The sequence below is a fragment of the Photorhabdus tasmaniensis genome, from assembly GCF_011189505.1.
GTDB lineage: Bacteria > Pseudomonadota > Gammaproteobacteria > Enterobacterales > Enterobacteriaceae > Photorhabdus > Photorhabdus tasmaniensis.
The window spans coordinates 1-20,006 of the sequence record NZ_PUJU01000053.1; the positions used below are offsets into that span (position 1 = coordinate 1).

Annotated in this window: 34 protein-coding genes; 32 read left to right on the top strand and 2 right to left on the bottom strand. The window is 45.1% G+C overall.

Annotated elements, in window-relative coordinates; genetic code table 11:
* Positions 1 to 61 precede the first annotated feature (61 nt).
* Positions 62 to 319 carry a transcriptional regulator gene (locus C5471_RS18945; RefSeq protein WP_133815846.1) on the bottom strand — a complete coding sequence of 86 codons (258 nt, stop codon included), beginning with the start codon at positions 317 to 319 and terminating at the stop codon, positions 62 to 64.
* A 501-nt stretch (positions 320 to 820) separates the two neighbouring features.
* Positions 821 to 1,525, bottom strand: coding sequence for an XRE family transcriptional regulator (locus C5471_RS18950; RefSeq protein WP_133815845.1), 705 nt, complete (start codon positions 1,523 to 1,525; stop codon positions 821 to 823).
* A gap of 104 nt (positions 1,526 to 1,629) precedes the next feature.
* Here C5471_RS18950 and C5471_RS18955 point away from each other — a divergent pair, with 104 nt between their 5' ends.
* From C5471_RS18955 to C5471_RS19110, 32 genes are all read left to right on the top strand, one after another.
* Positions 1,630 to 1,851 (top strand): transcriptional regulator, encoded by a 222-nt coding sequence (locus C5471_RS18955; RefSeq protein ID WP_133815844.1) that lies wholly within the window; start codon positions 1,630 to 1,632, stop codon positions 1,849 to 1,851.
* 132 nt (positions 1,852 to 1,983) lie between these two features.
* The gene (locus C5471_RS18960; RefSeq protein WP_133815843.1) at positions 1,984 to 2,346 is read left to right on the top strand and encodes a hypothetical protein; all 363 of its coding nucleotides are present in this window, start codon (positions 1,984 to 1,986) and stop codon (positions 2,344 to 2,346) included.
* Positions 2,347 to 2,462: 116 nt separating this feature from the next.
* The gene (locus C5471_RS18965) at positions 2,463 to 3,272 is read left to right on the top strand and encodes a replication protein (RefSeq protein WP_422630931.1); all 810 of its coding nucleotides are present in this window, start codon (positions 2,463 to 2,465) and stop codon (positions 3,270 to 3,272) included.
* Positions 3,269 to 4,672, top strand: a complete 1,404-nt coding sequence (locus C5471_RS18970; RefSeq protein ID WP_133815841.1) for a DnaB-like helicase C-terminal domain-containing protein — start codon at positions 3,269 to 3,271, stop codon at positions 4,670 to 4,672. Before C5471_RS18965 ends, C5471_RS18970 begins: the two co-directional genes overlap by 4 nt.
* Position 4,673: 1 nt before the next feature.
* On the top strand, positions 4,674 to 4,910 hold the full coding sequence (locus C5471_RS18975; RefSeq protein WP_166296269.1) for a DUF551 domain-containing protein: 237 nt from the start codon (positions 4,674 to 4,676) through the stop codon (positions 4,908 to 4,910).
* Positions 4,911 to 5,354 (top strand): YbcN family protein, encoded by a 444-nt coding sequence (locus C5471_RS18980; protein ID WP_133815839.1) that lies wholly within the window; start codon positions 4,911 to 4,913, stop codon positions 5,352 to 5,354.
* Positions 5,351 to 5,545: a ClpX C4-type zinc finger protein gene (locus tag C5471_RS18985; RefSeq protein ID WP_133815838.1), complete on the top strand. Its 195-nt coding sequence runs from the start codon at positions 5,351 to 5,353 to the stop codon at positions 5,543 to 5,545. The genes C5471_RS18980 and C5471_RS18985 overlap by 4 nt, the downstream gene beginning before the upstream one ends.
* Positions 5,505 to 5,678: a NinE family protein gene (locus C5471_RS18990; protein WP_133815837.1), complete on the top strand. Its 174-nt coding sequence runs from the start codon at positions 5,505 to 5,507 to the stop codon at positions 5,676 to 5,678. Before C5471_RS18985 ends, C5471_RS18990 begins: the two co-directional genes overlap by 41 nt.
* On the top strand, positions 5,668 to 6,033 hold the full coding sequence (locus tag C5471_RS18995) for a DUF2591 domain-containing protein (protein ID WP_133815836.1): 366 nt from the start codon (positions 5,668 to 5,670) through the stop codon (positions 6,031 to 6,033). Before C5471_RS18990 ends, C5471_RS18995 begins: the two co-directional genes overlap by 11 nt.
* A 2-nt stretch (positions 6,034 to 6,035) precedes the next feature.
* Positions 6,036 to 6,635 carry a recombination protein NinG gene (locus tag C5471_RS19000; protein WP_133815835.1) on the top strand — a complete coding sequence of 200 codons (600 nt, stop codon included), beginning with the start codon at positions 6,036 to 6,038 and terminating at the stop codon, positions 6,633 to 6,635.
* On the top strand, positions 6,619 to 6,831 hold the full coding sequence (locus tag C5471_RS19005) for a hypothetical protein (protein WP_133815834.1): 213 nt from the start codon (positions 6,619 to 6,621) through the stop codon (positions 6,829 to 6,831). Before C5471_RS19000 ends, C5471_RS19005 begins: the two co-directional genes overlap by 17 nt.
* A 13-nt stretch (positions 6,832 to 6,844) precedes the next feature.
* Positions 6,845 to 7,234: an antiterminator Q family protein gene (locus tag C5471_RS19010; protein WP_133815833.1), complete on the top strand. Its 390-nt coding sequence runs from the start codon at positions 6,845 to 6,847 to the stop codon at positions 7,232 to 7,234.
* Positions 7,235 to 7,397: 163 nt separating this feature from the next.
* Entirely contained in the window at positions 7,398 to 7,646 is a 249-nt protein-coding gene (locus tag C5471_RS19015) for a hypothetical protein (protein WP_207627398.1), read from the top strand.
* A gap of 118 nt (positions 7,647 to 7,764) precedes the next feature.
* Entirely contained in the window at positions 7,765 to 8,100 is a 336-nt protein-coding gene (locus C5471_RS19020; protein ID WP_133815832.1) for a phage holin, lambda family, read from the top strand.
* Positions 8,087 to 8,512: a lysozyme gene (locus C5471_RS19025; RefSeq protein WP_133815831.1), complete on the top strand. Its 426-nt coding sequence runs from the start codon at positions 8,087 to 8,089 to the stop codon at positions 8,510 to 8,512. The genes C5471_RS19020 and C5471_RS19025 overlap by 14 nt, the downstream gene beginning before the upstream one ends.
* A 16-nt stretch (positions 8,513 to 8,528) precedes the next feature.
* Complete coding sequence (locus tag C5471_RS19030) at positions 8,529 to 8,834, top strand: hypothetical protein (protein ID WP_133815830.1); 306 nt, start codon at positions 8,529 to 8,531, stop codon at positions 8,832 to 8,834.
* Positions 8,831 to 9,280, top strand: a complete 450-nt coding sequence (locus C5471_RS19035; protein ID WP_133815829.1) for a lysis protein — start codon at positions 8,831 to 8,833, stop codon at positions 9,278 to 9,280. The genes C5471_RS19030 and C5471_RS19035 overlap by 4 nt, the downstream gene beginning before the upstream one ends.
* A gap of 172 nt (positions 9,281 to 9,452) precedes the next feature.
* Complete coding sequence (locus C5471_RS19040) at positions 9,453 to 9,989, top strand: KilA-N domain-containing protein (RefSeq protein ID WP_133815828.1); 537 nt, start codon at positions 9,453 to 9,455, stop codon at positions 9,987 to 9,989.
* A complete protein-coding gene (locus C5471_RS19045) occupies positions 9,989 to 10,399 on the top strand; it encodes a hypothetical protein (RefSeq protein ID WP_133815827.1) in 411 nt (136 codons plus the stop codon). Before C5471_RS19040 ends, C5471_RS19045 begins: the two co-directional genes overlap by 1 nt.
* 290 nt (positions 10,400 to 10,689) lie before the next feature.
* Positions 10,690 to 10,887 carry a hypothetical protein gene (locus C5471_RS19050; protein ID WP_133815826.1) on the top strand — a complete coding sequence of 66 codons (198 nt, stop codon included), beginning with the start codon at positions 10,690 to 10,692 and terminating at the stop codon, positions 10,885 to 10,887.
* 9 nt (positions 10,888 to 10,896) lie between these two features.
* On the top strand, positions 10,897 to 11,523 hold the full coding sequence (locus C5471_RS19055) for a terminase small subunit (RefSeq protein ID WP_133815825.1): 627 nt from the start codon (positions 10,897 to 10,899) through the stop codon (positions 11,521 to 11,523).
* 2 nt (positions 11,524 to 11,525) lie between these two features.
* Positions 11,526 to 13,145 (top strand): TerL protein, encoded by a 1,620-nt coding sequence (locus C5471_RS19060; RefSeq protein ID WP_133815824.1) that lies wholly within the window; start codon positions 11,526 to 11,528, stop codon positions 13,143 to 13,145.
* Positions 13,145 to 14,605, top strand: coding sequence for a DUF1073 domain-containing protein (locus tag C5471_RS19065; RefSeq protein ID WP_133815823.1), 1,461 nt, complete (start codon positions 13,145 to 13,147; stop codon positions 14,603 to 14,605). Before C5471_RS19060 ends, C5471_RS19065 begins: the two co-directional genes overlap by 1 nt.
* A 76-nt stretch (positions 14,606 to 14,681) precedes the next feature.
* Positions 14,682 to 15,215, top strand: coding sequence for a phage head morphogenesis protein (locus tag C5471_RS19070; protein WP_133815991.1), 534 nt, complete (start codon positions 14,682 to 14,684; stop codon positions 15,213 to 15,215).
* 3 nt (positions 15,216 to 15,218) lie between these two features.
* Positions 15,219 to 16,472: a DUF2213 domain-containing protein gene (locus C5471_RS19075; protein ID WP_133815822.1), complete on the top strand. Its 1,254-nt coding sequence runs from the start codon at positions 15,219 to 15,221 to the stop codon at positions 16,470 to 16,472.
* A 10-nt stretch (positions 16,473 to 16,482) separates the two neighbouring features.
* The gene (locus C5471_RS19080; protein WP_133815821.1) at positions 16,483 to 16,983 is read left to right on the top strand and encodes a structural cement protein Gp24; all 501 of its coding nucleotides are present in this window, start codon (positions 16,483 to 16,485) and stop codon (positions 16,981 to 16,983) included.
* 8 nt (positions 16,984 to 16,991) lie between these two features.
* On the top strand, positions 16,992 to 17,939 hold the full coding sequence (locus tag C5471_RS19085; protein ID WP_133815820.1) for a DUF2184 domain-containing protein: 948 nt from the start codon (positions 16,992 to 16,994) through the stop codon (positions 17,937 to 17,939).
* 46 nt (positions 17,940 to 17,985) lie between these two features.
* Positions 17,986 to 18,198, top strand: a complete 213-nt coding sequence (locus tag C5471_RS19090; RefSeq protein ID WP_133815819.1) for an STY1053 family phage-associated protein — start codon at positions 17,986 to 17,988, stop codon at positions 18,196 to 18,198.
* Positions 18,167 to 18,577: a DUF4054 domain-containing protein gene (locus C5471_RS19095; protein ID WP_133815818.1), complete on the top strand. Its 411-nt coding sequence runs from the start codon at positions 18,167 to 18,169 to the stop codon at positions 18,575 to 18,577. The genes C5471_RS19090 and C5471_RS19095 overlap by 32 nt, the downstream gene beginning before the upstream one ends.
* On the top strand, positions 18,574 to 19,092 hold the full coding sequence (locus tag C5471_RS19100) for a hypothetical protein (protein WP_133815817.1): 519 nt from the start codon (positions 18,574 to 18,576) through the stop codon (positions 19,090 to 19,092). The genes C5471_RS19095 and C5471_RS19100 overlap by 4 nt, the downstream gene beginning before the upstream one ends.
* Positions 19,079 to 19,468 carry a head-tail adaptor gene (locus tag C5471_RS19105; RefSeq protein ID WP_133815816.1) on the top strand — a complete coding sequence of 130 codons (390 nt, stop codon included), beginning with the start codon at positions 19,079 to 19,081 and terminating at the stop codon, positions 19,466 to 19,468. The genes C5471_RS19100 and C5471_RS19105 overlap by 14 nt, the downstream gene beginning before the upstream one ends.
* On the top strand, positions 19,458 to 20,006 hold the full coding sequence (locus tag C5471_RS19110) for a phage neck terminator protein (protein ID WP_422630930.1): 549 nt from the start codon (positions 19,458 to 19,460) through the stop codon (positions 20,004 to 20,006). The genes C5471_RS19105 and C5471_RS19110 overlap by 11 nt, the downstream gene beginning before the upstream one ends.

Here is a 20,006-nt window from a genome sequence, read left to right on the forward strand (position 1 = left end):
AATTAATAATTAGCTTCCCTGCCAGTAATTCCCTATTTTCCCCTGCGTGGCGAAATATTCATTATCTTGCTGTAATATTGCTACTTTTCTTATTCTTGACTGAATAGAGAAACGTATTTGATAAGCAACGGTTATTAAATGATTCCACTGCCTTATTTTGAGTAATGACAGACAATGAAACAGCCTTTAATGTTTTTGTTGAGCACCCAGTTAAAGTGGTAACAATTTTTCTTTCAAGATCGCGGTTATCTTTAAGAGCTTTTTGCTCTTCCATGCGCCGGTTCTTCCTGCGTGACTTGCAACGTTGTTTTGCGCTCATGGGAACCTCCGTTAGTTAGCTTTATTGTGGTGTGACGCTGTGGCCCGGTTACATCACAACAAAGCTAACTTCGCTTTGGTGTACACCTCGCGGCATACTTATCATATTGTTAAAGAGCGAAACTTCCTTTTAGTTACTGCTTCCTGTCTTGTTACTGGTACTGCGTTGTTTCTTAGCACTTGCGAATCATCTACCTCTTCATGTGCCGGTAGCGGCTACTTCGTGGGCTTTCCTTGCCTGTTCGCTGTTGTGCTTTTGATGCACTTATTAAAAACCATAGTTGTTTTTATGTCAACAACTATGATTTTTATTTTGTGGTCATGGGGTTGTTTTTTTATTTTACTTGGTTGTTTTTAAAATAAATTTATTTTAAAAAATTTTATTGACGCGGGATTTGGACTAGTTTGGTGAGAGAAGGGTACAAAAAAGCCCCAATCCGGGGCTGGAGGAAGTTGTTTTTTAGAGCGCTTTTGTCTCTTTTTCTAAGTGCTTCTTTGAGTATTAACTGTGATATTTGTATTTTATTGATTGACTAATTAAGACCTTGCCCTGAATAAGCAACCCTTGAGCTGCATTTTCATCAAGATACCATGTCTCATATTTTGGGTTGTCAGAAAGCACAGCTAAACGCTTGTGCTGCATTTGTAACCTTTTGATATACAGTTGATTATTTAAAATAAAAATGTAAATGCCATCCCCATCGAAATAGGTTTTTGCTATATCAACGAAAATTTGATCTCGCGGTTCGAATGTGCCGGACATTGAGTCACCATTAACCGTGATCATTTTTACAGCATCTGCCGATCTGCCACAAAACAGCACCCTGGCTTCATCCGTTGTGTATTCGATTGACCTTATTGTTTCGATGAACTCTGAATTTACCATCACCCCAGGCCCCGCACTGGCTTGAATATCCAACAATTCTACCTTATAGGCTATCTGGGTTTTTTCACTATCGTATTGTTCTAATGAATCACTGTTTTGTGATATTTGGCTCATATCACCATGTCCAGAAGACAGCCAGCTTGGGCTAACATTTAGTTTTCTGGCTATTTCTATGAGTTTTGTGGATGCCTGAGCTGATCCGGACTCGATCTTTTGAATAGCGGCTTGGCTAATACCAACGGCGCTACCAAGCTCTTTTTGTGAGATTTTAGCTTGTTTTCTAGCTTGTTTTAGTCGTTGTGCAAGTGTCGTCGTTTTCATAGTGTAAACATACAACCATGGTTGTCATTTTTCAAATTAATATAGTTGTTGATTAAAGACAACTATGGTTTTATTATTGTCGGAAATCAACAATGGAGGTTGTTATGAATGATGCAATTAAAACCGCAATCACAGTGGCCGGGACTCAAGAAAAACTTGGCTTGGCATGTGGAGTAACTCAACAAGCGGTTTATAAGTGGCTACACAACAAAGCAAAGGTTTCTCCCGAGCTCGTTTTGCGGGTTGTACATGCAACTGGCGGAAAAGTTAAGGCCCACGAAATACGGCCTGATCTTCCTCATCTGTTCCCGCTTTCAGAGAAATAATTATAGCGAGCAAATGCTCGCAATGCTCTTTAACAATTCGCCCCTATGCCGCGAGGTGTAGATTCCCTGCAAACGGGGAGCGTAACCCAACAACTGGGTTATTAACTTTATTTTATTTGGGAAGTATGACGTATGGAATACGCAAAAGATATCAAAATCACATGTAAACCCGAAGCACTGGAAAGCTTCTGGCTGCACTGCATTTTGGAGACAGGAAATAATGAATTTGCTCAATTAATGGGTATTCATCCCTCAACATCAAGCAGAGATAAAAGCCGTATAGCTAAATTAGCCAGTCAATTAATAGCTAAATATGGCTTACCCGCGTGGGCGTATCAGATACCGGATCACAAGCCTGTCGTTGTCATTGAAGGCGAACATGCCGAAATGCTGATCAAAGCACTGGAAAGAAAAGGGAAGATAAAGAGAAAAGCCCCATCTGCTGTCACAGCTGGGGTTGATGAAGCTAGGCAAATAGAAATGTATTCGAGGTAATTATACATGAAACAAAGTCTTAATTACAGCGCTGTGCATAAAAACATCATGCGTGATCGGGCTGTTCGCTCGGTCACGGAGCATCGCGAAGAACTGTTAAAAGGGAAAAAGCCATGATGAGTAACGTTGCATACGCTGATTTCGGTGCTAACAATAGGCGCATGGAGCATAGAGTGGCAGATACAGACGATGGCTATACACGTCTGGCAAACGAACTTTATGAAGAGTTGATCGGGGTAAATCTTACACGGAATCAAGCAAAAGTCGCTCATGCAGTTTGCCGGAAAACTTACGGCTTCAACAAGAAGATGGATCGGATTGCTGACAGCCAAATAGCCGAGTTAACTCGATTGCCACGGCAGAAAGTAAACAAGGCTAAAAATGAACTTATCGCTATGAAAGTATTGATAAAAGAAGGACAGTTAATTGGGCCGAATAAGAATCTTTCTGAGTGGGAGATTCCAGATTGTCACCAAAACAGTGTCATTGTCACCAAAGCAGTGACAAAAAGTGTCACTAAAACCGTGACAGGGCTGTCACCAAAGCAGGGACACACAAAAGACACTATTACAAAAGACAATAAAGACATACCCCCTAACCCCCATTCGGGGCTTAGCGAAATTAGGCCGGTTAAATCTAAAAACCTAAAAATTCCGTACATGGAAATTATGGAGGCATATAACGAGGCCGTCGGAGATAAGTTACCCAATGCTGAGAGCCTGAACGAAAAACGAAAACGAGCAATCAAAAAATTGTGGGGTGAGTTAAGTCACCCGACAGTTGAGGCGGCGACAAAGTACTTTGAGGCTTTTGTTGCTACTGCTAAGCCATTTTACTTCGGTGAAAACGACTCAGGCTGGAGAGCCAGTTTTGATTACCTGCTGAGGTCGGACACGCTGACAAAAACGCGAGAGGGGGCGTTATGACTGATTTAGATCTACCTGTTATGCCACACAATATTGAAGCTGAACAGAGTGTTCTGGGCTCTTTGTTGATTGACTCACAGAGTGATAATTCTCAGCGAGTATTTTCAACACTTAAATCTGAATCATTCTACAGCAGACCACACCAAACGATTTTTGAACATATGCTTGATATGAATCGACGTAAGCAGACTGTAGATTTAATTACTGTTTCTGACAGTTTGGAGTCTCACTCTGCACTGAGTCGCGTTGGTGGATTTGCTTATCTGGCCGAATTAAGCAGAAATACGCCAAGTGTGGCTAATATCGTTGGATATGCCAAAGTTGTTCATGAAAGAGCAATTGAGCGGTTTGCTATTCGCAAAGCTAACCAGATCTCCGAATTATTCTATTCCCGTAATGGAATGACAGCAGTAGAGAAACTGGAGGCAGCGCAAGCATTAATCACGGAAGCGGCAGATCATGCGAAAACTGGCGTTAAGCGCGGACTGGTCAGAATCGATGATGTCATTTGCGATTGGTTTACTGGTGTTGAAGCGCGTTTCAATAATCCTGAATTACATGCTGGACTGAAAACCGGCATTCGTGATCTGGATGAAATGTTAGCTCCCAAATACTTGGTTAACGGTGCATTGTTTGTTATTGGTGCTCGTCCGAAGATGGGAAAAACAACGGTACTCTCTGAGATTGCTAAGAACGTTGCAGTGGAATTACCTGTTGCCTTATTCAGTATGGAAATGACCAACGAGCAGATTATTGAACGCATGATCAGCCAAAAATCCAATGTCAATACAGACACGCTTTACGGTGGTACGGATAGCGATACTGACTGGAATTTGATTGGTATAGCCATGCTAGAACTGAAACAAAACCCAAATATCTGGGTAGACGATACACCAGCAATGTCTCTGGCTCATATTCAGTCTGAATGCCGAAAACTTAAGCGAAAAGCTGGTCGCATTGGTTTCATCGGAGTGGATTATTTGACTCTGATGAAAGCCGAAAAAGCTGATCGTAATGATCTCGCATACGGAAATATTACGAAAGGGCTTAAGAACCTGGCTAAAGAGTTGAATACCGTTGTTGTGTTACTGACACAGCTTAATCGTAATCTAGAAGACCGGGCTAACAAGCGCCCGATGCCAAGCGACAGCCGAGACACCGGCCAGATTGAACAAGATTGTGATTACTGGATGGGGATCTATCGTGATTCGGTTTATAACGAACAAGCAGACAAGACGCTGACAGAATTAATTCTCAGGTCAAATCGCCACGGCAAAGCCGGAACTGTCTATGTTGAGCAAAAGGGGCTTTGTCTCTTCCCTATCGATCAAATTGAATGCGAGCGACGGGCGAATCGCAACGAAGAAAAATCCCGCAAACCATACAGGAGGGACTTTTAATATGAACTGGATTAAATGCAGCGACAGATTGCCTGAACCCATAAAAACCGTTTTGATTGTAATATCAGGTCGAGTTTATTGCGGGTATTTATCAATGGACGAAGAAAATGGATTTTATATACCATCGGGATATATATATATGGATTTAAATGCAGTCGGTCACTGGATGGAATTACCACAACCACCAGAGGATTTTGATATGACAAATAAATTCAAGAGAATAAATAATGGGGGCTAAATGGAAGCTGATTTTTGTTTTCATGAATCAAATAAATCTCAAGCGTGGGAAATATTAAAAGAGACACTTCAAACGAAACAGCCGCACCGCATTATTATTAAGCCGTGGAAAGATGTTCGCTCAATTCCACAAAATAGCACGTTTCATATGTGGTGCGGTGAAATAAGTCGTTATTTAAATAAGAATAACGCTAAATTAACGCCGGAGGATGTTAAAGAAGCGTTGAAACATACATTCTTGGGTTATGAAGCAATAGATATTATTGACTTAAATACGCAGTCGCCGGAGCGCGTGAGGATGCTTAGAAAGACCTCAAAGCTAGATACGGGAGAGATGTTTCATTTTATGACCCAAGTTGAAAAGTGGGCGCTTGATATTGGGTGTTTAGTGACTATCCCGAATAATTCTCAGTATATGAAATTAAAACAGGAGCAAGATAAATGATAGCAGACAACAAACATTGGTGTGATTTCTGCGGTAAATCGCAAGATGAAGCAAATGTAATGGTCTCAGGAATGAATAACAGTGATATTTGCGATAGTTGCGTTCTTCGCTGTGTTGGGACGTTAATATTGAAAGATGGAAATAAATTAAATGAGTCAGAAAACATCACAGACTCAGCGAGTCATCAATAATCTAATCTATAAAGTCCCATCTAATAAAAAATCAAAGCCAGTTCCTACAGAGTCAGAAGTTGAAACGTTTGACTATGTTTATCAGCTATTGAAATCAAAGTGGGATAGACGGAGAAATAGAAATGAGAAATAAATACAGTGAATTGTCAGATTTCGAAATTAATAAATTAGTACTGATTCAGCAATACAAAGAAAGCTTTGCAGAAATTATTAATATTCGACAGCGTAATCATGTGTTTCGTGTATTTCATCGTCAAGTGATGGCGGATATTAAATTTCAAGATGAATCTGATTTTTCGGAAATCGGACCGTTCGATTATTGCAATGATTGCGCTGATGCAATGCCAATTGCTATTAAGAATAAAATAAGTTTAGTCTATGTAAATGATTTTTGGTCAGCGCGTCAGTATCATAATGCTTGCATTGAAGTTAACGATAAGAATCCGCTGAGAGCAGCAATGATTGTATTTTTGATGATGTGTGAATAATTATGAAAAAACCAGCGAGACGGAAATGTAAAATATGCTGCGAGTGGTTTATGCCGAAATATCAAAATGCATGGTGGTGTAGTCCAAATTGTGGCACTGAATTAGCAATCAGAAAAAGAAATAGGGACAGAGAGAAAGCAGAGCGGGAACTTAAAAAGAAACAGCAACAAGAATTAGCAGAGAAGAAAGATAAACTTAAAGCCCGTCGATTAGCAGTCAAGCCACTTTCATATTTCAAAAGTCAGGCACAACAAGCGTTTAATGCATTTATCAGAGAAAGAGATAGAGACCTTCCATGTATTAGTTGCGAGAGATTTCATGAGGGGCAATATCAGGCAGGGCATTATCTAACAATTAAGGCTCATCCGGAGCTGAGATTTGATGAAGATAATGTTCATAAACAATGTGCTCCGTGCAATAACTATTTGTCAGGAAATATCATTAACTATAAACCACAGTTGATTGAGAAAATAGGGCAAGAGCGATTCGACAGATTGATGTCTCATCATGCTTTGCAGAAATTGAAACGTGATGATTACGAGCAGATCCGCGATTACTACAAAGAGAAGCTCAGGAGCTTAAGCAATGACAATCTTCACTGATATTGAGTCAGCAATAGAAGAAGCCCGGTTTTTGCGACATGACACAAAACATCATCATGTTGTCACTCAGAAACGGAATGGAACTCTCACAGTTCGGCAGGAAGTCGGAATAAATAAAGAGAGTCGTCTACGTAAAGTATATAGCACTCGTTACGATTGTCGCATAGCAACAGTATTGCCGAATTGCAAAAAATAGCCGGAGTAAACATATGCGTGATATTCAACTGGTGTTGGAGCGTTGGGGCGGATGGGCAGCAAGTGAAAATAGCGGGATAGATTATTCCCCGATTGCGGCAGGTTTTAAAGGATTATTGCCTGCATCATCTAAAGCACGGCTTTCCTGCTGCGATAATGACGGGATGATTGTTGATACTGCGGTAGGGAAGCTTAAAAAAATCGGTCGGGATGATGAATATGATCTGATAGAGAAACATTATAAAGATGGCATGTCAAAGTCAGCGATAGCCAGAAAAGAAAAATGCTCAGAAGGGAAAATACGTCAAAAGCTAATGATTGCGGAAACATTTATAGATGCTTGCTTGATCATGACGGGAGCAAAATTAGAAATGGATGAATGGGCTCATAAAATAATTAATTAAAATTTCACTGAAAGACTTTTCGTTACGAATTTTATAGGTTAGTGTGATAAGAGTGATAGCTATGTCACACAGCTTATCGAATTAACCAGCCTCGTTTTCTGCGGGGTTTTTTCATATATAGGGCTACGCATTGCGTGGCCTTTTTTGTATCTGGAGATTTATCATGAGCGATAACCAACCGTACTTCTACAATCCGAATATGTCTTCTGAATATTTGGAGGATTGGTTAGATAAGCAAAGATTGCATGTCACTTACTTCAACAAACTGAAACAAGAAAGAGCCGCATTAGAACAACGGCTCTCAGAGATTGATGTGATTTTAGACAACTTTAAACATGAGTTTGAAGGTAAATTGAGTTTTCCTTGGGAACCCAGTCCTCATCTAAAATATCATCAGAACGAAGTAGGTTAATTACATCAATCACGCGCCGGGCGTGAAATACCCGGCAACACTTCAAGGGCTGCGATCTGACGCGGCCTTTTTCTTTTCACACCCGTTCAGCGGGGTTAATCCCCAGCGGGGGTGGAATATGAAGCTCATGGACAAGCAGCCTGACATTTGGATGCAGCTATGGTTATGGTTGCTATCAGTCAAAGAACAAGGTGTAGGTGCGGGACTGGCCGGCTTAATGGCTTATCTCCGGGGTAGATATAACGGGGGTAAGTTCTGGAAGACAATTATTGACGCAATGATGTGTGCACTTATCGCATGGTTTATTCGTGACTTACTGGTCTTTTTAAATTTGAGCACGGATCTGGCTTACATCGGCAGTGTCATTATTGGTTACCTTGGAACTGACTTTTTCGGTCAGTTAATGCGCGGGACTTTACGTAATAAAGCGGGGGTATCAGATGCAAATCAGTGATAAAGGCTTAAAAGCGCTCAAGAGATATGAGGGTTGTAGTCTAACTGCGTACCGTTGCCCCGCTGGAGTTTTGACTATCGGCTATGGTCACACAAGGGGAGTAAAACCCGGTAATGTCATCAAAGAGCAACAGGCAACTCGGTTCTTACTTGAAGACTTAGCCCCGGTTTATCTCAAGATTGAATCAAACGTCAAAGTGTCGCTGACTCAAGGTCAGTTCGATGCGCTGTGTTCATTCATCTTCAATTGTGGCACGGGTGCTTTCGTTCGCTCAACATTGCTTAAGAAACTCAACGCTGGTGACTATAAAGGCGCGGCGGATCAATTCATGAGATGGAATCAAGCTGGTGGACGAATATTACCCGGTCTTGATGCTCGACGAGCATCTGAAAAATTGATGTTTTTATCATGAGTCTGGGGGTAGAAAAATGACGACATATGAAGAAAAAGTTATTGCGTTTGATATGTTCGAAGGCGATTTTGGCGATGGCTCAGAACGTTGCTTGAAAGATAAAGTTGGTATTACTCGCAAGCAGTCTGTCTGTCATATTTGTAATTCAATTATCACATCAAATAGTAAAGCAAGATTATCTACATGGGTGTTTGACGGTGAAATTATTAACTATCGTTGTTGTGAAATATGCTGTGATGCTATGTCGTCGTATTTCGATGGAGATGATGAGACTATAGAACAGCGTTATGAAATCGGTGAAGAGTCGCGGGTCATAGAATGAAATTCAGCGCTCACTATTACACGATACTCGCATTGATCGTTATTTCACTGACAGCGTATTACTATCACGCTGAGCTACAGAGAGAGCAACGTGTCACAAAGCAGCAGCAAGAAGACATTCAGCAACTCACAGACGCTATCAACTATCAGAACTCACATATCACGATGTTGAACGAATTGGATGTTAAACATACCAAGGAACTTGCCAATGCCAAATCTGAAATTGATGCTCTGCGTGGTGATGTTGCCGCTGGCCGCCTCCGGTTGCGTATCGCGGCAACCTGTAATCAAAGCGAAACCGGTTCCTCTGGCAGCATGGGCCATGCAGGAACCCCACGATTTAACCCGGCAGTTGAACAAGATTATTTCGATCTCCGAAGGATGATTGTTGAGAACGAAAAGCAAACTAAATACTTGCAGGACTACATCAAAACTCAGTGTCAGTAACAGCCTCGTTTAATTCGGGGCTTTTTTATATCCGTATTTCACCGCGCACCTCATGCGCATTCAAACCCAAAGAACCTGTTTAGGAAATAGAGCCTGAGAAATTCAGTATTGTGCTGATTCTTTGGTCTGATTTTCTATGAGGCAGGCTCTATCTCTAAAAAGGTAAAGCACAATGAATTACCCAACTATCGTAATTGAAAACATTCAAGTCCGTAGTAATGAGCATGGCACCTATAACCTTAATGACTTACATAAAGCCGCAATAGCGGGAGGTTTAGCGCAAAAGTGGCAGGTGCCTAGTCAATTTCTCTCTTCTGATGGAATTCAGGCATTTATCGATGAAGTTTCCAAAGTGCTAAAAAACACTTTGGAACAAAATCAAATACTTGATGTTATTCGTGGTGGTGCTTATCGCGGTACATGGGCGCATGAGCTCATTGCTCTTCGTTATGCTGCTTGGCTCTCCCCGGCTTTCGAAGTGAAAGTTTATCAAACATTCCGTGCTTTTATTCTCAGTCATCTGGGTAAGTTTGCGCAGGCAAACCGGCTTGAGCTTGAATATCAAAGTAAGAAACGGAAAGTGAGTACAGCAGCGAGAATAATGAACAAGTGGGGCGTGGGTGGAGAGAAACATAAAATCGAATCAGAAAGGGATCTACTGGCTAAAGAAATGCAGGTTTCTATTCCTGGTTTGGTGGAGATGAAATAATGGATATGCCAACCCATGAATTTTTTTGCTGGCGTGTTGCGGAAGCATATTGCTATCACCTGATGAAAGTTAATCAATGTCTGGTATACCGTCATTTATTTGGTGATATACAAATAAACCAGCATTTCATTGCTGGTTTGCTTGATGGCAGGCTAAGGGAAAAACTCAACCACGATAGTCAGGCGCGGTTTTACTACAAGCTGCTTGAACCTTTTGAAAGAAAGCCCGATGAGCGTGTTGTCTTTATCGGTGGTGTTGCACCGGCACTAAGCAGACGTGGCAAACGATACATGAACGCTTTCCTGCATGAATTCGGGATGATGCTGATGGATATCGGCGTCAGAGAAGAGAGTGGGCGCTATCAGCTGCCAACCGATGAAGACAATATTGTTTTCCCATGGCATGAGTAAATGCAGCTCAGTTAAGCCGCTCCTAAAGTGAGGACCTCGGAGAAATCAATAACTTAAATCAACAATAGACATATCTCTACGGTTGCCAACTAATGAAGACTAGCAACTCATTCAGAGCATTATGCTAATAGAGTGCTCAACAGTAGTGATTCAATCCGACACGGTATTTAAAATGCCGGGGATTTATCAAATTGAAAAGTAGAAAGTTCTGATTACAACTGGAAAGGGTTCAACATGGTCGCTCACGCGGCCTTTTTATTTAAGGGAAAGAGACAAGTAGAGAGGTAAATATGCCTGAGCACCAAATTTCTCCCCATCTTCGGCCATCTTCTGTCATCACTCCGCCATCACTCCGGCGTCATATCGTGGAATTGGCAGAAAAAAAAGCCAAGATGTTGGTTAGTATTATCAAATTAAAGCGATATCACGGACTCAGTAATGAAGAACTGGAGCATGTTATGAAAATGGCATGTGAACTATCGAAGTAAGGAAATGAAATGGCTCAAAAGAAAATCAAGCTCACAGATGAGCAGAAGGTTCTCTTTGATGCCTTGACGAAATTACAGCAAAAATTCGCATTGGGTATCTTAAGGGGACTGAATCAGACAGATGCTTACAAACAGGCTGGCTACAAGGCAAAGACTGATGAATCAGCTTATTCAAGTGCAAGTGAAATCTTGAGGAATCTTAAGGTCAAAGCCTTTCTCGACGCTGCTAACAAAGAAGCCGTTTCAGATGCTGTTATGAGCCGTCAGGAGGCCCTAGAACGTCTTTCTACAATGGGCCGAGTATCTATCTATGACATTGCTGAGTTTCGTAACAGTCGGATTGGCGAAGACGAAGACGGCAAGCCAGTCTTTCAGGCTTCATTGCAATTCAAAGATTCAGCACTACAAGACCCGCTGTATCTGAGCGCCATCTCAGAACTGACTACAGGCAAAGACGGCATCAAGTTAAAGCTTCATGACCCCAAGGCTGCAATCAAGCAGCTGTCAGAGTTAATGGGCTGGGAAGCACCGAAGAAGACAGAGCTTACGGGTAAAGATGGCGGGCCGATTAAAACAGAGAACATCAACATGACGCCAGAAGAAGCCGCGGAGCGGTATAGAAAAATGATGGGGTAACCATGCCTATTCCGTTCCCTTTTGACTTTAAAAAACCAGACTACATGCAAGTGTTTGAATGGCGAATGGAGCGGTTACAACGCATTCGTAAGAACCCGGATTCATTACCCGCACTGAAAGCTTTTTATAAAGATAATCCAGCCCAGTTCATCATTGACTGGGGGATGACTACGGACCCGCGCAATATTGATTATGGCTTACCTGTCACTATCCCATTCCTGTTATTTCCGAAACAGGAAGAATGGGTTCATTGGATTATGGAACGGCGGCGTAATCAAGAAAATGGCATTACTGAAAAAAGCCGTGAAATGGGGTTGAGCTGGACGGCGGTCGGCATGGCCTGTTCACTTTGTCTGTTTAATAAAGAAATGGTGATCGGCTTTGGCTCACGCAAAGAGGAATACGTAGATAGCACCGGTGACCCAAAAGCTTTGTTCTGGAAAGCCCGTAAGTTCGTTGAAACATTACCCGTTGAATTTCGGGGTAGCTGGAACGAGAAGAAACACGCACCGTACATGCGTGTTGAATTCCCTGATTCTGGGGCTGTGATCAAGGGTGAAGCTGGCGATAACATCGGCCGTGGCGACAGGACAACGCTTTATCTAGTTGATGAGTCCGCATTTCTTAAACGCCCGTTATTGATTGATGCGGCGTTATCACAAACAACACGGTGCCGTATTGATCTTTCATCAATTAACGGTATGGCAAATCCGTTCGCACAAAAGCGTCACGGTGGAAAAATCCCGGTATTCACATTCCATTGGCGCAGCGACCCACGTAAAGATGATGCGTGGTACAAAAAAGAATGCGAAAAAATTGACAACCCAGTCGTCATAGCACAAGAACTGGATTTGAACTATAGCGCCTCTGCTGAGGGGGTTCTCATTCCTTCTGATTGGGTTCAGGCGGCTATTGACGCACACATTAAGCTGGGTATTCAGCCAACAGGGCAACATTTAGGAGCGATGGACGTTGCTGATGAGGGCAGGGACAAAAACGCATTCTCCGCTCGCTACGGCTTCCTTCTTAAAGAAGTGAAAGAGTGGTCGGGTGTTGGGAGTGACATTTACGCATCAGTGGTAAAAGTGTTTAGCTTTTGTGATGAATACGGCCTTGATGAATTCCGGTTCGACGAGGACGGCTTAGGGGCTGGCGTGCGAGGTGATGCGAGAGCTATTAACGAACTGCGCAAAGCTGAACGTCTGAGACAGATAACCGCTACACCGTTTCGCGGAAGCGGCGGCGTATTCGATCCTGATGAGGAAGCGGTACCGGGCGACAATGGAAAACCGGCGCGCATCAATAAGGACTTTTTCGCCAACGCCAAAGCACAAAGCTGGTGGCATTTACGTAAATTATTTCGCAATACGTTTCGTGCTATTCAAGGCATGGATTACAACCCGGACGAGATTATTTCTATTTCCGGCAATCTCGATAATAAAGACAAGTTGATCATTGAACTGTCCCAACCGACCTACTCAATAAATGGTGTGGGGAAAATCGTTGTGGATAAACAACCAGACGGTACGAAATCGCCGAACCTCGCAGACACTGTGATGATCAACTATGCGCCGATGGATGCCGATCTGGATATTTGGCGGTTATTAGGAAGGAAGGGTTAATGGCTCGTAAACGCAACAACGGTGCGAAAAAGTCAGTTAGGACCGCTGACGGGTATAACAACTTTGCCGCAAAACTGGGTGGATATACATCGAATATTCAGACGGGTGGCACTTACATTCCCGGCTACATATCACGCAACAGAGTGCAGATTGAGTTTGGCTATCGTAGCTCATTCTTAATTGGTGCGGGTGTCGATGCGATGGCTGACGATATGACGCGAAAAGGCATATCGATCAGTTCAAGAATGAAGCCAGACGCAAAAGGTCAGCTCGAAACGCTCTGGGAAGATATCGGACTGTGGGATGAGTTAAACAATACGCTGAAATGGGCGCGGTTATATGGTGGTGCATTACTAGTGGCACTGATCGACGGTCAAGACATGTCTACGCCGCTCAATCCCGAAACCATCAGTGAAGGACAATTCAAAGGCGTAATGTGTCTTGATCGGTGGATGGTCAAACCGACAGACAGTGACTTAGTAAAAGAGTACGGCCCGCACTTTGGGAAACCCCAGTTCTATAACGTGGTGATCAATCAACAGGGCATTCCGCCTTGGAAAATTCATTATTCACGCGTCATTCGAATGGAAGGCGATACGCTGCCATTTCAGCAAGCACAAACAGAAAATGGCTGGGGGATGTCAGTGGTAGAGCGTATCTTCGAGAGGGTTCAGGCGTTCGATACAGCCACTGTAGGGACGACTCAACTCATCCACAAAGCGCACTTGCGGACGTACAGCATCGATGGCCTAAGAAAAATATTGGCTACGGGCGGTGCATTGAAAGATGTCTTAATGCAACACATGGATATGATCCGTGAATATCAAACTATCGAAGGCATGACGATAATGGATGCTAAAGACATATTCCAGACTCACAGCTATTCGTTCTCAGGGATTGCCGATGTCATCCTGCGCTTTGCTGAACAAGTCTCTGGCGCGACGGGTATCCCGCTTGTCCGTTTGTTTGGTCAGTCTCCAGCGGGTTTCAGTACTGGCGATGGGGACTTAGAGAACTATTACAGCCGGGTTAACACGCTTCAGGAAAGACGTCTCCGCCGTCCGCTGCGCTGGCTGCTGGATATCTCGCATCGGTCACTATTCGGCGAGCCGCTTCCTGACGATTTTACGTTTGAGTTCAATAAATTATGGGAAATGTCGGACACAGACAGGGCAACGATGGCTAACAATATCGCTACGGCTGTTAGTACGCTGGTGGATCGGCAAATCATGCCCGTTCACGCCGCAATGACAGACTTACGTAACATGGCTGACATTATCGGCATCGGAGGTTCAATCACAGATGAAGACATTGAAAGCGCAAAAACGCAGTGGGAGGAGTCTGAATCTGAGGCCGAGCCTCCGCCGACGCTCAATAGTACAGTACGAGAAAAGCCTACAGGCGATAGTCAGCCAAATAAATCAGATCATCACTGGCTCTTACGATGGTTCTCAAGCTAGCGCGGATACTATCGCGGGTCATCTTATCGACTACTCACAGGTTCTTGACGATTGGATTAATTCCGTTGCGCATAAAATGTTCATGCAAGTAGAGGGTGAAGAATGGCACCAGTGGCGGTCAGTATCGCAAGAGATTTCAGTGGGACTGCGGGATGTGGTTGGCAATACACCGGTTGGACAAGTAGCACAAGACATTGTTTATCGGCAAATCCAACTGATGAAGTCATTACCGCTTGAAGCCGCTGAACGCGTCAAAGAGATTCAGGATAGGGCAATACAGGCAGTTATCAACGGCGAACGGCCGGGTGAGCTTTATAAGATGATCATGATGTCAGGCAATGTAGCCGCAGGTCGGGCAAGGATGATAGCGCGTACCGAAATTGGCAGGGCGACAACGGCACTTACGCAAGCTCGTGCGTTGTCCGTTGGTTCTGAGGGGTATTGGTGGCGTATCGAAGGTGCCGGTACCCGACCTTCACACAGAAAGATGAAAGATAAATTTGTGCGCTGGGAAGATCCCCCGACGCTTGACAGCATGACAGGTCATGCCGGCTGCCTTCCGAACTGTAAATGCTGGCCGGAAGTTCATATACCCCCGCCGAGAAAGTAACCCATGAAATATTTTTTTACGACGAAGCTTGGGGAAACACGCTATCTGCAAGCCGATGGCTCTTTGCTGTGTAAAGATGTGCCGATAGCGCGTACTGGCACCCAAACTTATCTTCCCGAAGAAGTCGACTTACAGCCCGATGCCAGTGGCTTGGTAACTGTTTATCGCACCGAAGATGAAGTGTTTTCGCCGGAGACGATGGCGTCATTCGAGGGGGTGGCCGTCACTCTGGATCACCCGGAAGACGATGAAGGGGATATCGTTTTTGTCAACCCCTCAAACTTTTCTGAACTGGCTCACGGACATATTCAAAACGTCCGCCGTGGTACCGGTGATAAATCAGATTTGCTGGTGGCTGACGTGCTGGTTAAGCGACAAGAAGCTATTGACGCAGTGAATGCAGGAATGACAGACGTCAGTTGCGGCTATGACACGAAATACAAGCAACTGGCTCCGGGCAAGGGCAAGCAATATCAAATCAGAGGAAACCATCTCGCCATTGTTGAAAATGGCCGGGCGGGTTCGCGCTGTGCAATCGGGGATTCAGCCCCAACATTCAAGAAGGAGAAGCCTGTTATGTCATGGCTTAAAAAATTAGCGACAGCTGTTAAAACACGAGACGATGACACGTTAGCGAAACTCATCGATGAAGCGCCGGAACTTCCATCTGACGGAATGACTTCTATTCCGGGCGCAACCATCAACATCAATGTACCCTCTCAGGCAACGGCATTACCGCCCGCTGAACGCACAACTATTGATGATAATCCCGACGACCCCAAAAACAAAACCGGGGATAACGATGTACCGGAATGGGCCCAGAAATTTATGGACTCCATATCGAGTCGTCTGGATACGTTGGAAGGGAAGACGGCGGACAGTAACCCTGATGACGAAGAGGAAGACGCGAAAGTCACGGGTGATGCTGCATATCGTCGTAATATCATTGCTGACGCAGAGATCATTTGCCCGGGATTTAAGCCCACAGGGGATAAAGGACTTAAGCGTCAAGTGCTGGATCACGCTATGCGCACGGGTGACAGCCTGAAATCATTTGGTATTAGTGATTTTTCAAAAACACCAAAAGCAACCGTTGACGCGGTGTTTAACGCAGCGGCAGAAATTAACCGGCAAAAGAACCGGTTCAGCCCTGCGTCTCAAACTGTTGATACTGCGGGTTCGGCAGTGGGATCAAAGCACGCTACACCGGCACAACTGAATGAGTTGTACGCCAACCTCTGGAAACGTAACAAATAAGGTAAATACAATGGGTGGAATTTCTTATCTTGACAGGATGCCGCTGGGCATTCCGGGTGCGGTAACGCGTCCTCGTGACCTGACTATTCAGCCAGAAACCTTCGATCCCGAGAAGTTGTTCAGTGCATACGGGCTGGTGGGAAAATATTCGAACGGAAAATTTGTACCGCTTGAGGAAGGCGATACGGTGGACAAGGTGAAAGGCATTCTCGTTCGTCCTTATCCTATCCAGTCACAAACCGATCTGGCTTATCTCGGTATTAAAGTCGGGTCCGCCGCTGACAATCTGAAACGGGGTTATATCTGCGTGTCAGCGGGTTCATCCGCGGCTAGTGCAGGTAAAGGCAATCCGGTTTATGTGCGTGTTGCCGGGGCTACAGCCGAGAGTCCGCTGGGGTCAATGATGTTGACGCCCGATGCGACGGCAGAAAATACACCGGTCCTTCCGGGCGCAGAAGTGATGGGGCCGGGAGACGCTAACGGCAACATTGAAATTGCTTACAACATTTAAGGAACGCTATGTTTACTATCGATAAAGCTACCAGAGATTCCACCGGTGTGTTTCTTATCGGTGAACTGGAACGCAAAGACCAGACACTGAACATGCCGCTGGTGTCAACCAAGTGGTCACGTGATATGCCACTTCGTACCGATGTTTCTATTGCGGATGAAGTGTCCTCCTACACCAATACCTCACTTGCGGCGGCGGGGGGCTCAAACCCCGCGGGTAAAAACTGGGTCAGCAAAACATCAACCGCCAATTCCGGACCCATCCTGAATATTGAACGTACGGCTCAAGCGCTTGAGTTGTGGGGGATGGAAGTGGGCTATACCGTCACCGAACTGGCTTCGGCTATGCAAGTGGGACGCCCCATTGACAGCCAGAAATACGACGCGATGAAGCTAAAATACAACATGGACGTTGACGAGCAGGTATACATCGGTGATGTGGAAAAAGGCATGTGCGGATTACTGAACATCCCGCAAGTTATCCCGCGCGCAGCCCCTGCTCCGTGGACGGCCCAGACAGATCCGGATGTTATTGTTCAGGATTTCAATATCCTGCTTACAGACGCTTGGGTGTCGTCTGGCTATGCGATTTGTCCGGGTAAAGTGGGTCTGGCACCTGAATTGTTCGGGTTGCTATCGAGCAAAAAAGTCTCTTCTGCCGGGAATATCTCTGTGCTGGAATACGTGAAAATCAACACGATCGCTTTTCAAGAGAACGGCGAACCACTTGAAATTGTTTCAATGAAATGGGCGTCAAAACGTGGTGCTCGCGGGGCACACAGAATGGTCGCTTATACACAGGAAGAGCGATATATTCGCTTCCCGCTGGTACCACTATTAAACACACCGTTGGAGTATCGCGGCTTGTGGCAACTGACAACCTATTACGGTCGTTTGGGGCAGGTTGAAACGCCGTATGCGAATACCATTGCCTATCTTGATGTGCCGGTGCAGTGATAAAAAGGACGGTGGGAGATCCCCGCCCCTTATTCAGAGGTGAAAAATGAAATATCTCGTTTCAGGTAAAGCTATCTTATGTTTTGAAGATGGCCGCGCCGTTACGCTTGAACCCGGTATTCACGAATATACGGATGATGTCGCGGGACACTGGGCCTTCCCTTTTTATGCTCAGACATTAGACAATCCTGTTGAGGAGCAGGGCGACAAAAAGGGGAGGGCTGGCAATGGCAAAAAACAGTCTTCTTCCGACAGCTGATCAGTTCCGTACCGACTTTCCCGAATTTTCTGACAAAACTCACTATCCCGACACTGCAATCCATTTCTATCTCAGCCAGGCGGATAAGCTACTCGACCAAAACGTACACGGTGACCAGTTCGTCTACCTAGCTGAACTGTTTGCCGCCCATTACGTTGAGCTGAAAGGGAAAGCTATTATGGGTACTTCTATCAGCGGCAGCGTAAATACCGCCGCTGGTGGGGTGGCAACGTCAAAATCGGTCGATAAAATCAGTGTCAGCTATGACGTGTCCGGCATCATTAATCCTGATGCCGGATTCTGGAATAACACGGCATACGGACGTGAGTTTTTTTGGTGGTGGTCCATGTTCGGTGCCGGGGGGAGACAACTGTTATGAAAAGCGGTCTGACTGTCAGGGCGGACAATGCGGCGGCGATACTGGCATCCCTCAAAAAGCTATCAGGTATGGATGTACTGGTGGGTATTCCCGCTGAAAACGCAACACGCGAAGACGGGGAGGCGCTAAACAACGCGGAAATCGGCTATCTGCAATCAACCGGGGGCGAGGTCAAGCTGGGTGGACGAACGGTTACGCTTCCGCCGCGCCCATTTCTTGAGCTGGGTATTGAGGATACCAAGGACCGCACAACCCTGCATTTAAAAGCGTCGGCGGAGCTTGCTCTTGAAGGTAAGCAGGATGCGGCTATTCGTGAGCTGGAAAAAGCGGGACAGATCGCACGGGAGGGGGCAAAGAAAGTGATCAGTGACGGCGACCGGCTTTTTCCTCTGTCAGAAAAGACCCTTCGGAATAGGCGTGCTCAGGGCATCCCCGGCGACAAGCCACTTTACGCCCACGGCTATCTGTTGCGCGCTATCAACTATGTAGTGAGGAATAAAAATGCCACTTCTTGATGTCACTGATGTTTTATTTGACCCCGACTTTTGCGATACGTCGCTGAAATATACCCGGCGAACGGTCATTGTCGATGATGATGGGTTTGCCACTTCGGAAAAAACCACAAAAAGGTTTGCCGGCGTAGTGACGGTTGACAGGGCTATTGAGGCCCAGATAAGAATGTCCGGGCAGGTCGTCAGCGGTAATATTCTGATCATTACCACAACACGGTTGATAGCAGGCGAAACCGATAAAGCGGGGGATGTAGTCACGTATCAAAACCGGGATTATTTAGTCAAATCGGTTGATCCGTATACCGCTTACGGCGCGGGATTTGTTCAGGCGCATTGTGAGCTGTTGCCCTTTGATGGAGGGATACCCATTGAGCAATAGCACACAACAACCGGGCTGGCTTACGCCGATGTCAGCCCCGGATTATGATCGTGAGGTAGAAAGGAAGTTATCCCACTGGATAAGCGCAGTCAGCGGATTACCGGGGAAGATGATGTTTCCGAAGTGGCAGCCAAACGACGAAACCCGGATTTTTCCGAGTAATGATGCTAACTGGTGTGCGTTTGGGATTTCATCGATAGTTTCCGATGATACGCCCGCTTTCGTTAATCAGACCGATGACAGTACCGAATTATGGCGTCATGAAGAAATCGAATGCTTAGTTTCATTTTATGGTCCAGCCGGTCAGCACTACGGCACACAATTCCGGGATGGGGTAACCCTCAGTCCGAACAACGCAGAGTTAAATCAGGCCGGTCTTTCGCTCAGCAACTACAGTCGTATTTTTTCTGCGCCTGAACTCATCAATAACCAGTGGGTGCGTCGTTATGACATGACGGTCACCTTGCGGCGAAAGGTCGAGCGTGAATACGGTGTTAAATCGCTGGTGGAAGCGCCGGTTAAATTCTTTGGAGATTAA